Raw genomic sequence first — 12,962 nt, forward strand, 5'->3', positions numbered from 1 at the left:
GTGGGGTTGCTAGTATAGATGACAAGGGGTGAGCGGAATGGGGTGGGTTGAATCAATCCAAAAGGCAATCGAGTATATCGAGGAGCACTTATTGGAGGACCTGACAATCGAGAGTATTTCCAGGCAGGCGAATGCCTCAGCTTTTCATTTTCAACGGACATTCACCATTTTAACGGATATTTCCATTGGTGAATATATCAGGCGTCGAAGACTGACCTTAGCGGCCCAGGAGATTTCATCCACAAATGGCAAGGTCATTGATTTAGCCTACAAGTATGGCTATGACACTCCCGAGGCATTCTCAAAAGCTTTCCGAAGGCAGCATGGAGTATCTCCAAGCGAAGCACGAAAGTATATGGGGAAGCTGAAATTCTATGAACGCCTGGTGATACAGGTGATTTTGAAAGGGGCAAAACCGATGAAATACAATATCGTCGAAAGGGATTCCTTTCAATTGATCGGAATCAAGCAAGAGTTTTCCTTGGTCAATGAAGAGAATTTGGTTGGGATCCCGATGTTGTGGGATAAAGTGAATACGGATGGAACCAGCGATAGGTTAGGAAAGTTGAACAATGGCCAAATAGATGGCTTGATTGGTGTATGTGTCGATAAGCGGGCAGTGGAAAAAACTGAAACGATGGATTATTGGATAGGTGCAGAGTATGCCGGGAAAGTGCCTCAAGAGTTTTCAGCCCTTACGATACCGGCTTCCAAGTGGGTCGTATTTGAAGTTCATGGACCTATGCCGGATGCCATTCAAAAAGCTTGGAAGCAAATCTTCTCTGAATGGTTCCCTACCAGCGGTTATGAACATGCCGGAACTCCCGAAATGGAAGTATACGCGAATGATGACGCTTCAAACCCTGACTATTACTCGGAAATTTGGATTCCCATTAAAAAGGGATAAGTTTCAACCCATAAATATTTGCTTTTAGCTTGTAGGGTAATTTTCCCTACAAGCTTTTTATTGGGGTAAAGACCTTTTCTCGTTATTGATATAAGGGGGAAAACTCCTTGGGCGGGAGATTTATAACCCTTCTTCAAAAATATAAGAAAGCACCTTCATGGCTTGGTTCACGGATTCGACCGTTACACTCGCCTTTTCCGATAATTCCTTTAAGGCATGGTGATGGGATTCCGGGCGAATCAAAATAAGCGGTTTACCCAGGGAAAGGGCGGTGCTTGCGTCCATGGCAGTATTCCACTGTTTATATTTCTCTCCAAACAGGGCGACGACAAGATCAGCTTTTTTCATCAAAAGACCTGTCCGCAAATTATTGATTTGGGAAGCGGCCGCATCCTTCAGAATAGGGTCCGGCTGTTCTCCGAGAATATCTTCACCGATATTATCGGAGCGTTCATGGTTCTCCATCGGACCGACGAATTCTAAAGGAAGCTTCAGTGCAGAAGCCTTATCTCTCAACTCATTTCTCCAATTTGAATGGATCTCCCCAGCAAGATACACGGTTAATTTCATTGTTTTCCTCCTCGGTATTTAAATTGTTTTCATTGTATCATGTTTTTTAGAAAATGGATGAATTCCATTAATAAGGATAATAGTATCCATAAGTGAATAAAAGAGACGGCTGGAGGAATGAAGATGGCTTTATCGAATAAGAAATTTCTTGTTTTCCTGTTAATAAGCAGTTTGCTTGTTGGCTGCTCAGGTATCGAGAGACAAACCGAAAGGGCAATGAAGGCTGCTGAAGTGGCTTTTCGTGACGATGAAAAACAGCCCAATCTCGAGGCAGGGCTTATTCAAGTCTATCTGCCAAAGGAATATAGGGTAGTGGAAGAACATGATAATAATTTGATTTTACAAAAAGGTGATAAGGCTTATATATTATTTGTCAATCCGAATGAAAAAGAAGACAGCTCCGTTTTATATTTGGCGATAAAGGAACAAGGAGATCAATATTTGGTGCTGCATTCCTTTCAAACTGATGATAAATTCGGCTTTATCTCGATTAAGCAGATACCGAAAGAAAAGTATGAGCTTGCAGTGGGGATCGGTGGGGTCAAGCTGACAACCGAAACGGATAAAGACCATTTAAAAACCGATGCGAAACAGATGATGGAAATCGTATCATCCGTGCCCCAGAAATAAGATAACTCCCCAATTTCCCGGTAATTTAACCGATCCGTATTAATGGTTGATTCGCGGAGAGTCTGGTATGATGGGATTATAAAAACTAAGGTGACATATAGAGCAGGAGGAATATTCAAATGGAAAAGTTACAAACCATTGAGCAATATGATGCATTAAAAAATGAAGGCAAACATATTTTTCTTTTTTCGGCGACATGGTGTGGAGATTGCCGTGTAATCGAACCGATAATGCCGGAGATTGAAACGAAATTTCCTGACTTCACATTCATTTATGTGGACCGTGATGAATTCATCGATGTGTGTGCAGCTAATGATGTATTCGGAATACCAAGTTTCATCGCTTATGATAATGGCAAAGAGCTAGGTAGATTCGTGAGCAAGGATCGCAAAACACAAGAACAAATTGAGGAATTCATACAATCACTATAATCAATTTCCCCTTCTCGCTGGGGATTTTTCAATGAAGAGGAGGGTCAATCATGAAAATGGACAGCACAAAGCTGAAAAATATCTTGAAGGAACGGTTAAAAGATGATAATCGGACTTTCAAATTCGATAGCAAGCAAGATACGTTACGCGTGGAAAATGTGAAGACCGGGAAGGGGATCACCATCGAGCTGCCTCCTGTACTTGCTAACTATGAAAACGTACAGGAAAAAGCCATCGATGAAATCATCTATTACGTGGAAGAGGCCCTGAATGTGATGGGGGAGGAACACAGCATGGAAGGCAAGGAGAAATTCATTTTCCCAGTCATCCGCTCTACCTCCTTTCCAATGGAATCGGAAGAAGGAAATCCATTTTTATTCGATGAGCATACGGCTGAAACCCGGGTTTTTTATGCCCTTGATTTAGGGAAAACCTACCGTCTTATAGATGAAAAGATGATTCAACGGGAAAATTGGCAGGGTGACAGAATCCGTGAAATTGCCCTTTTCAATGCCCGTTCCCTCTCCACTGAAATGAAGTCGGATATCGTCGCGGATAATGCATTTTATTTTTTGAACACGAATGATGGATATGATGCCAGCAGAATCCTGAATGAATCCTGGCTTCGGGAAATGAAGGAAAAGATCGAGGGGACCATGGCTGTGGCCATTCCGCATCAGGATGTCATCATCATTGCCGATGTGAAGAATGATACGGGTTATGATATTCTTGCGCAAATGGCCATGAGCTTCTTTGCCAGCGGTCATGTACCGATAACGGCTCTATCATTCCTTTACGAAGATAATGAGTTGGAGCCCATTTTCATTATGGGTAAAAACAAAAAGCGAGAACAATAAATCATCGCAAAACATAAGGACCGTGTCAGCATTGGGGAAACTCCATCTTGGCAGCGGTCCTGTTTTATTATCGAGAAGTATATACAAGTTTAATAGAGTTTATTTACCAGACCGAAAGAAAATTTTAAGCCTTGTTAAATACACACTATACAGGGCCATCCTTTCCTTCCACTACGGAAGGCATTGCTGAAAAACTACTTATAATGAAATAAGGGGGACAATTATCGTGAATGTGAAAAGTAAATTATTGAACATGCTGGAAGCCCGTAAAGAGGAAATGGTTCAAATCCGCCGTCATTTACATGAGAACCCGGAGCTATCTTTCAAAGAAGAGAAAACGGCACAATATATCATTGATTTTTATAAAGGGAAAGATGTGTCGATTCAAACGAATGTAGGAAATGGATTAGGGATCATCGTAACGATCGAAGGCGGAAAACCAGGGAAAACGATAGGTCTCCGTGCGGATTTCGATGCATTGCCGATTACAGAAGAAGCGGAGGTCCCATTCCGTTCAAAAAATGAAGGTGTCATGCACGCCTGCGGACACGATGGGCATACCGCTTATTTATTGGTACTGGCCGACTGCATCAACGAGTTGAAAGATTCCCTATCAGGCACTATCAAAATTATCCATCAACATGCAGAAGAAACACCCCCAGGAGGAGCAAAAAGCATTATGGAATCAGGTTTTTTGGATGAACTGGATGCTGTTTTTGGAATCCATTTATTTCCATCGCATCCAGCAGGGGTCGTCGGGTATCGCGGCGGCTATTCGATGGCTGGACGGACCTATTTCAAGTTAGCGATAAAAGGTGTAGGCGGTCATGGTTCCTCCCCGCATATGGCTAATGATGCCATCGTGGCAGGCGCCCATTTCGTGACAGCCGTACAAACCGTAATCAGCCGTCGCTTGAACCCTTTTGATATGGGCGTAGTCACAATCGGCTCCTTCGATGGAAAAGGAAGCTTTAATGTCATAAAGGATCGTATAGAAATTGAAGGGGATGTCCGTTATATGACAGCAGAGACCCAACAGCTGATAGATAAGGAAATCCACCGGATCGTCAAAGGGGTGGAAACGGAATTTGATGTTCAGTGCGAACTTACCTATGTGCCTGATTATCCTCCGTTATATAATGACCCTGAACTGACTGGATTCGTGAAAAATAGCCTGGAAAGCATGCATGATAAAGATATTAAGAAGGTCGTGGAATTTCCGGTATTCTCAGGTTCAGAAGATTTTTCGTATTATGCGGAAAAGATACCTGGATGCTTCTTTTACATTGGCTGTAAACCGAAAGGGGTGGAAAAGGCATATTTCAATCACCATCCTAAATTCGACATAGATGAAGATGCCATTTTGATCGCTTCCAAATCAGTGGCGCAGGTTGTATGCAGTTTTTATGATTGGGCTTAGTGCCATTGGTCTTGGTTTGCAAAAAAAAAACGCTTGAACCCACAAACACCGTTCGATATTAACGAACGGTGTTTTATAGGTTTCAGCCGTTATTTGGATGCCACAGGAGGTTTCGTGAAGGATGATGCAATGAAATGACCAGCTTTCATCCTGGGCTACATGAAAACTTAATCTCTTTGTAAACGCGATTTAACAGCGGTGTTTTATTTAAATAGTAGACTAGGGGCTAATGTTATTTCGCGATGGATAGGTTTAAACTCATTCCAGAAGGGGTTTAGTAGGGTAGGGGTTCTGCGAAATACGTAGAGTTGGTAAAGAATACGATTAAAAAAGTAGATACAAATCCCAATTTAGCTTAAATTTTCTCGATATTTTAAAAATAACTGGTAGAATTAGTTACATAACTACAGATGTAGAAAGAGTGATAGGTTTGAAATGGCTAAATAAGATGAAAAAATGGTTCCAAGCAGAGGAAATTATTGAAATCGAAGAAATTATTATAGATGAACCGCTTGATGAAGAGACATTAAGGAATATGGATTTTTCGAAGCTTGCAAAGTCAAAGAAAGAAGAAATAAAAGTTTACAATCAAACAGTGGAAAAAATGTCACAGACTCCAGATCCTGATACGAAAATCCTGTTTCAATATCCAAAAGGACAGTTCAAGTTTCCGCTCATCCCTGACCGGGAGCAGAACAAAAGAAAGCCTAGGGAAAGAAACAGGGAAGATCACGAACCCAAACAGGGGAACGCGGCCAAAGAAACGAAAAGGCCTGTGAGGGATCCTGAACCAAAACGGAGAAACTTCGATCGGGAGCAAATCCCTAAAATAGTCCCGTCGAATACTCCATTCCGCCCAACGGAAATCCCTTCACCCATTTATGGATTCCGTCGCCCGGAAAAAAAAATAGTCCCTACTGAAGAAATTGTCGAATATGAATTGGAAAGTAAAATGCCGGTCCGTAAAAAAGAAGAACCCGATATTGAGATTCCGATATCCATCCCTGAAATCCCAAAAGCCAATGAGGAATTGACGATAGAGCCATCCGTCCTTGTACCAAAACAAACGGAAGAAAAAAGGGAAGGTTCGGAGATACCCGCTTTCTTTCGTAAGCATTCCATTGAGTCACCGCCTGAAGAAGCAGTAAGCGAGCCTGGTATAGATGAGCCAGCAGTAGAAAAAGAGGCTTATGAACAGGACCAAGTTGATTTTGGACGCGAAGTCGCTGTTTCCATCATGGAACATGTGGACGAAAAAACGCCTGAAGCTATTTCGGTTCCTGGGGAGGTCACTGTACAATCACCTCAGCCATCCGTCAGTCAAGGGGCACAACCGGAAAGTGATCCATCAGAGGCAATGCCGGAAGAACAGACTAAACGTCCGAAAAAACATATCCCATTTAATGTGATGATGCTTAAGCAAGATAGGGAAAAAAATGGGTTCATCAATAAAATGATGCCGGAAAAAAAAAGCCCTGATGTCGAAATTGGAGTAGTATCATCTGATAAACGACCTCTGATTAACGCTGCTGAAACGGAAGCGGGACAAGCGAAACCATCCTCCATCCCTGAAAGGAAATCAGAGGAAGGCAAAGTGATGTTTAAAGAGGAGGAGACTCCGGTCATTCAGCCAACGTTAGTGGACACTAAGCATGGAACCGAGACGGTTGCCGTGCCTGAAAATACAGTTGAATCCAATATCGGTTCGAACCCGGTCCCAGCAAAGTCTTTCGAACAGGGATCTCCCATTTCTGAAAATGTAAATCAGGAACCGGTTTATACAGAGGTGGTAGCAGAAGCTAAGCAGAGCGAAACCCCTGAAGTGTTTTGCTCCGTGGAAGCCGCTGATAATCCATACTATGTGTTTCCGGATATCGGGTTGCTGACGCCTCCCACCTATGCTGTACATGATGATGAATGGCTCGAGGAACAGACTTTATTACTTGATGAGACGTTGAAAAATTTCAATGTCCGTGCAAAGGTCGTCAATGTCACGCAAGGACCGGCAGTAACTCGTTTCGAGGTGCATCCGGAACCCGGAGTGAAGGTGAATAAAGTGACGAACTTGATGGATGATATCAAATTGAGTCTTGCCGCTCAGGATATGAGGATGGAAGCGCCTATCCCGGGTAAACATACAATTGGCATCGAAATTCCAAATAGGAAGAGCAAGCCGGTATTTTTGCGCGAGGTTTTGGAAAGTACTGAGTTTCAAGAGCATGAATCACCGCTTGCCGTAGCTTTAGGCCTCGATATATCCGGTCAGCCTATTATCACGGATTTAAGAAAGATGCCGCATGGATTGATAGCCGGGCAAACGGGATCGGGGAAAAGCGTCTGTATCAACACGATGTTGGTCAGCTTGCTGTATAAAGCGACGCCGCAGGAGTTGAAATTACTGTTGATCGATCCGAAAATGGTCGAGCTTGCCCCATATAATCGAATCCCGCATTTGGTCAGTCCAGTCATAACCGATGTAAAAGCCGCTACGGCTGCGTTGAAATGGGCGGTTGAGGAAATGGAACGGCGTTATGAATTGTTTGTACATGCAGGTGTACGTGATATCACCCGGTTTAATGACCAAGCGGAAAAAGCCGGTCAATATTCAAGCAAGCTGCCTTATATCCTGGTGATCATCGATGAGCTTGCGGATCTAATGATGATGTCGCCTGCTGATGTAGAGGAAGCGATTTGCCGGATTGCCCAAAAGGCCCGTGCCTGTGGCATTCATTTGATTGTGGCCACTCAGAGACCTTCTGTCGATGTCATAACTGGATTGATCAAGGCAAATATCCCGACAAGGATCGCTTTTTCGGTTTCTTCACAAGTCGACTCCCGTACAATCATCGATAGCGGTGGTGCAGAAAAACTGTTGGGAAGAGGAGATATGTTATTTGCTGAAAACGGCTCTTCAAAAACGGTACGCCTGCAAGGGACTTTTGTTAGTGATGAAGAAATCGATCAAGTCGTAAACCATGTCAAATTGGAGCAGCAGCCGAACTATCTGTTTGAACAGGAAGACTTGTTGAACAGGGCACAGGTCACGGAAGAAGCGGATGAACTGTTTTTCGAGGCATGCGAATTCGTCGTGAGCCAACAGGCTGCTTCTGCATCGAGTGTACAAAGGCGCTTCCGTGTCGGTTATAACCGTGCAGCGCGTTTAATAGAAATGATGGAGCAGCAGGGAGTCGTTTCCGAATCCAGGGGCTCAAGGCCCAGGGATGTTTTGATTACGGAAGAAGAACTGGAATTTTTACATGTTAATTAAGAGAACCTATCAAGAGGAAATTGTATATAATGTGAAAGGGTGAAAACCCGTTATTATCACCTTAATTGAGGAAAAAACCAATGATTTGATAAATTGGCATCTGCCTGACATGGATGAATGGATAAAAAAGTGATATAATAGTTTTTTGTTATGAATGATTGAAAATATATGCATGAAAAACCAAAGAAGAAATTGCGTTTCTAACAAGTCTCGTAATGAAAAAACAAATAAAAGATGACGTCATATACTGTCATACAGGTAGACGATTGGTGGAGGTTCGCTTTATGACTGCTTACCATTTTGTGGGAATTAAAGGGTCGGGTATGAGTGCTCTTGCACAAATACTGCATGATATGAATATTGAAGTGCAGGGTTCCGATTACGAAAAAGAATTTTTTACACAATTGGCATTAGAAAAAGCCGGGATTAAAATCCTTCCTTTTAACGAGGAAAATATTCAAACTGGAATGACCATCATTGCAGGAAATGCGTTTCCGGATAGTCATCCGGAAATCGTGAAGGCAAATGCACTTGGTTTGCCAATCATCCGTTATCACCGTTTCCTAGGTGATTTCATGAAAAACTTTATCAGCGTAGCCGTTACGGGAGCGCATGGTAAAACATCGACGACCGGCTTATTGGCCCATGTAATGGGGGGCGCTAAACCGACATCCTTCTTGATTGGGGATGGAACGGGTAAGGGAATCGCGAATTCTGATTACTTCGTATTCGAAGCATGTGAATATCGCCGTCATTTCCTTTCATATTATCCGGATTATGCAATCATGACGAATATCGATTTTGATCATCCTGATTACTACGCCAATGTCGAAGACGTGTTCGAGGCTTTCCAAACGATGGCCCTTCAAGTCAACAAAGGCATTATTGCGTGCGGGGATGATGAGCATTTACCACATATTCAGGCGAAAGTACCGGTTATTTTTTACGGATTTGCAGAAGGAAATGATTTTCAAGCGAAAAATGTTTCCGTCACTCCGGATGGCACCACTTTTGATGTGCACGTAAGGAACAATTACTATGATACATTCACAATTCCTACTTTTGGAAAGCATAATGTGTTGAATGCACTTGGTGTCATTGCACTTTGTAAATATGAAAACTTGGATACGGAAGCTGTGAAAGCCCAATTGCGGACTTTTGGCGGAGTTAAACGCCGGTTCTCCGAAAAGGAAATCGGAAGTCAGATCATCATTGATGATTATGCGCATCATCCGACTGAAATTTCGGCAACTGTTGACTCTGCTCGTCAAAAGTATCCAGAGCGTGAAGTTGTAGCGGTATTCCAGCCGCATACTTTCTCGAGAACGCAAGCATTCCTGGATGAATTCGCCGACAGTTTGAATTTGGCCGACAAAGTATACTTATGTGAAATTTTTGGATCTGCTCGTGAACATCAAGGGAAATTATCGATTGAGGATCTTCAAGATAAAATTCCCGGTGCCGAGCTGATTACGGAGAACACAACATCAATATTGCAAAATCATGAAAACAGTGTCGTGTTATTCATGGGTGCGGGGGACATTCAAAAGTTCCAAGCAGCCTACGAGCATTCACTGCAGGTAAAATAAAAAAACGACCGACCCGTTAGTTAGTGCGGGTCGGTCGTTTTTTTATTGGTATTTTTTTTATTTTAAATTTTCTGGATTTAAATTTTCCAGTTCCGGTAAAACGAAGCGTCCGTCCTTACGTATCAAGACGTCATCAAAATGGATTTCCCCGCCGCCATATTCAGGGCGTTGAATATTGACCAGGTCCCAGTGAATGTCTGAATGATTTCCGTTAAAGGCATCATCATAACATTGTCCGGGAGTGAAATGAAAACTTCCATCAATTTTTTCATCAAAGAGGATATCTTGCATCGGATGTAGAATATAAGGATTTACACCAATTGCAAATTCACCGACATATCGTGCGCCTTCGTCAGTATCAAAAATTTTGTTGATGCGTTCCGTATCATTCGCGACCGCTTCAACGATTTTTCCATCCTTGAATGTTAACTTCACGTTTTCAAAAGTAAAACCCTGATAAGGGGACGGAGTATTATACGAAATCACTCCATTGATGGAATCTTTAACTGGAGCCGTATATACTTCACCGTCAGGAATGTTCAGCTCACCTGCACACTTGATGGCTTTAATGTCTTTGATGGAGAAGGTTAAGTCCGTACCGGGCCCGGTTATGCGGACCTTATCCGTTTTATCCATCAATTCAACAAGGTTGTCCATTGCTGCGCTCATTTTGCCATAGTCGAGGTTGCAGACTTCGAAATAAAAGTCTTCGAATGCTTCTGTGCTCATTTTGGCTAATTGGGCCATCGAATTTGTCGGGTAGCGAAGAACGACCCATTTTGTTTTTGGCACGCGGATATTTCTATGTACTTTACCGACTGTCTGTCCATGAATCGCCATCTTTTCTGAAGGGACATCGGATTGTTCATTGATATTATCCCCGGCACGAAGCCCGATATAGGCATCCATCTGGTTCATTACGTTTGCTTCAAACTCACCCATCATCTTGTACTGTTCTTCTTTGGCACCCATCAACAAGGCACGATCCACTTGGTGATCCTTTAAAAGGACGAATGGGTAACCACCTGCTGCATAGGCTTCATTCACAAGAGCGTTAACAAGTTCACGCTGCAATCCAAAGTTTTCGATCAAGATTCTTTCACCTTTTTGAAGCTTTACGGAGTAATTGATTAAGTTTTTGGCCAATGTTTCAATTCTGGGATCTTTCATAAAAATACCTCCATTGTTTAAATTCGACTTATGTTTCTATCATACCCGATTTCCTGCCATAAGTGTCACCCATGAATTTCATGGAGGAACTGGATACAGACAACAATATTTCCAGATTAGGGTTTGATAGGGTATATTGAAAAAATAAATACGTTTATAATAATAGGGAAGGGGTAAGTAATAACTAACAGCTACTAAATAAGTCGATTTTTCGGAGGTGTTCCAATGGAGATTATTTTATACCTAAGTGCTGCTGTTGCAGCGATAGCTTTCCTCGTCCTTGTTATTTTCCTGACAAAGGTACTGACATCACTTCAAACAACCCTGGACAGTGTGGCCCGGACGCTGACAGGACTAGAGAGCCAAATGCAGGGCATAACGCTCGAAACTACCCAGCTACTACATAAAACGAATACGTTGGCTGAAGACTTGCAGCATAAGTCAGAAAACCTGAACACAGTGGTGGATGCCGTGAAGGATGTAGGTACATCCATCTCTAGCTTCAATTCTTCCATCCAAAAGGTTTCCCATAAAGTGCAGGCTGAGATTGATAATAATCAAGAACGAATCTCACAAATTGTACAATGGAGTAATGTAGCCATGGAGATTAGGGACAAATGGAAAGCCAGAAGCAAACAGGCTGCCCCGACCCCAACTGAAAGGGCGGAGTTAGAAAGGGAAGCACTGGAAACTGATAACCTACCTAAAAAAAGGTTTTTACGTTCTAGATCTTAAAATCTAGTTAAATAAAAATGAACTGAAAATTGAAAGGGGAATGTATTATGACTCAAAAAGAATTTCCGGCAAAGGACTATCAGAAATCATATGAGGACGAACGCGACTCGATCAATTCTAAGGACTTTATGATTGGCGCCTTAATCGGCGGGATGATCGGAGCGGCTACAGCTTTGTTCATGGCTCCGAAAACAGGCAAGGAATTAAGGAATGATTTCAATGAACAAGCTAAAAACATTTCAGAGAAAACAGAAAAATTAAGACAAACCGCGATAGAAAAAGGAACAGTGCTTGCTGATACTGCAAAAGAAAAAACAAGCTCCGTCACGGAAATCGTTTCAACTAAATCTTCAGATATCGTCAATAAAGTGAAAAGCTTGAAAACGGGAAAAGAAAACGGCAACGCGGCTGATGATACGACAAATTCGAGCAATAAGGATATAGATGTAACGGGAACTTCCGATTCTCCTATCGTATCCGTTGAAACGAATTTTGCTAACGGCAACGACCTAGAAAATAACCCTGCCGATCCTACAAGCGGTAACAAGAATACGGCAAAATTAAAACTCGATGAAACGAAAAAGGCATTTGATGAGACAGAGAATAACCTTAAAATATAAACTCTTACATTCCTTTGATGGGGATGGAGAGGCATGAAGGTACGAAGAATAAGGCGGTGAAGTGCTTCGATGGCTTCATCGCCTTTTTGATGGTAAAATTTATATGAACAAGAAAAGGAGATGTATTATGACGATTACCAAGATTGAAACAGAAGAACAATTCAATGAGCTTTTAAAAGAGGATACATTCCTACTTTTCAAGCATAGCGTGACATGCCCGGTCAGTGCTGAAGCATATGAACAATATGAGAAGTACATCTTGGAGAACGAACAACTTAAAACGGCCTATTTAGCCGTTCAGGAAGCTCGTCCACTATCCAATTATGTGGCAGAAACATTTGATATCAAACATCAATCACCTCAGGCCATCCTTTTTAAAAGTGGAAAACCGGCCTGGAATGAATCTCATTGGCGGATTACATATGATTCATTGAGCAAGGCCATTACTGAATGATTGATTAAGGCCGGATCCCTTAGGTAAGGGATCCGGCCTTTTATTATTCCATCATTCATGGGTCAGGGGATTTTTTATCGATCTCCAGGGGAACCTTTTCTTGAAAGGTCGTTAACTGATATCAATTATATTATAGCTTTCCTGTTCCATTTCCAATATAATTCCTACAACGGATCGTGTTCCAATAGCTAGTGCAGATCGTTTTTCTTACATGGGTAACACCTACTTTTATGCATTTATAACTTTAATGCTTAAAAGCGTTTAATTATTAAAGAAAAATATAGTGACATTTAAGGACACTTCATTTATAA

General features: G+C 42.1%; 12 protein-coding genes. 10 read left to right on the forward strand and 2 right to left on the reverse strand.

Annotated features, from left to right (window positions below):
* Positions 1-37 precede the first annotated feature (37 nt).
* Positions 38-907: an AraC family transcriptional regulator gene (locus QUF86_RS12805; protein ID WP_289334563.1), complete on the forward strand. Its 870-nt coding sequence runs from the start codon at positions 38-40 to the stop codon at positions 905-907.
* A 120-nt stretch (positions 908-1,027) separates the two neighbouring features.
* Here QUF86_RS12805 and QUF86_RS12810 read toward each other — a convergent pair whose 3' ends face one another.
* Entirely contained in the window at positions 1,028-1,477 is a 450-nt protein-coding gene (locus tag QUF86_RS12810; RefSeq protein WP_289334564.1) for a YtoQ family protein, read from the reverse strand.
* 123 nt (positions 1,478-1,600) lie between these two features.
* Between QUF86_RS12810 and QUF86_RS12815 the strand changes: the two genes are divergently transcribed.
* From QUF86_RS12815 to murC, 6 genes are all read left to right on the forward strand, one after another.
* On the forward strand, positions 1,601-2,107 hold the full coding sequence (locus tag QUF86_RS12815; protein ID WP_289334565.1) for a hypothetical protein: 507 nt from the start codon (positions 1,601-1,603) through the stop codon (positions 2,105-2,107).
* Between the two features lie 119 nt (positions 2,108-2,226).
* A complete protein-coding gene (locus QUF86_RS12820; protein WP_134783638.1) occupies positions 2,227-2,538 on the forward strand; it encodes a thioredoxin family protein in 312 nt (103 codons plus the stop codon).
* Positions 2,539-2,588: 50 nt separating this feature from the next.
* Positions 2,589-3,395: a DUF1444 domain-containing protein gene (locus QUF86_RS12825; protein ID WP_289315323.1), complete on the forward strand. Its 807-nt coding sequence runs from the start codon at positions 2,589-2,591 to the stop codon at positions 3,393-3,395.
* A gap of 232 nt (positions 3,396-3,627) precedes the next feature.
* The gene (locus QUF86_RS12830) at positions 3,628-4,815 is read left to right on the forward strand and encodes an amidohydrolase (protein WP_289336222.1); all 1,188 of its coding nucleotides are present in this window, start codon (positions 3,628-3,630) and stop codon (positions 4,813-4,815) included.
* 430 nt (positions 4,816-5,245) lie between these two features.
* A complete protein-coding gene (locus QUF86_RS12835; RefSeq protein ID WP_483313917.1) occupies positions 5,246-8,083 on the forward strand; it encodes a DNA translocase FtsK in 2,838 nt (945 codons plus the stop codon).
* 284 nt (positions 8,084-8,367) lie between these two features.
* On the forward strand, positions 8,368-9,672 hold the full coding sequence (murC, locus tag QUF86_RS12840; protein WP_289318316.1) for a UDP-N-acetylmuramate--L-alanine ligase: 1,305 nt from the start codon (positions 8,368-8,370) through the stop codon (positions 9,670-9,672).
* A 57-nt stretch (positions 9,673-9,729) separates the two neighbouring features.
* Here the strand turns inward: murC and QUF86_RS12845 are convergent, their stop codons facing one another.
* The gene (locus QUF86_RS12845) at positions 9,730-10,842 is read right to left on the reverse strand and encodes an aminopeptidase (RefSeq protein ID WP_289315324.1); all 1,113 of its coding nucleotides are present in this window, start codon (positions 10,840-10,842) and stop codon (positions 9,730-9,732) included.
* Between the two features lie 225 nt (positions 10,843-11,067).
* Between QUF86_RS12845 and QUF86_RS12850 the strand changes: the two genes are divergently transcribed.
* The 3 genes from QUF86_RS12850 (at position 11,068) to ytxJ (ending at position 12,651) form a co-directional block, all read left to right on the forward strand.
* Positions 11,068-11,577, forward strand: coding sequence for a DUF948 domain-containing protein (locus QUF86_RS12850; RefSeq protein ID WP_289315325.1), 510 nt, complete (start codon positions 11,068-11,070; stop codon positions 11,575-11,577).
* 47 nt (positions 11,578-11,624) lie between these two features.
* The gene (locus tag QUF86_RS12855; protein WP_289315326.1) at positions 11,625-12,197 is read left to right on the forward strand and encodes a YtxH domain-containing protein; all 573 of its coding nucleotides are present in this window, start codon (positions 11,625-11,627) and stop codon (positions 12,195-12,197) included.
* A gap of 127 nt (positions 12,198-12,324) precedes the next feature.
* Complete coding sequence (gene ytxJ / locus QUF86_RS12860; RefSeq protein WP_289315327.1) at positions 12,325-12,651, forward strand: bacillithiol system redox-active protein YtxJ; 327 nt, start codon at positions 12,325-12,327, stop codon at positions 12,649-12,651.
* Positions 12,652-12,962: the final 311 nt, after the last annotated feature.

The sequence above is a fragment of the Peribacillus sp. NJ11 genome (assembly GCF_030348405.1).
In the GTDB taxonomy this organism is placed as follows: Bacteria; Bacillota; Bacilli; order Bacillales; family DSM-1321; genus Peribacillus.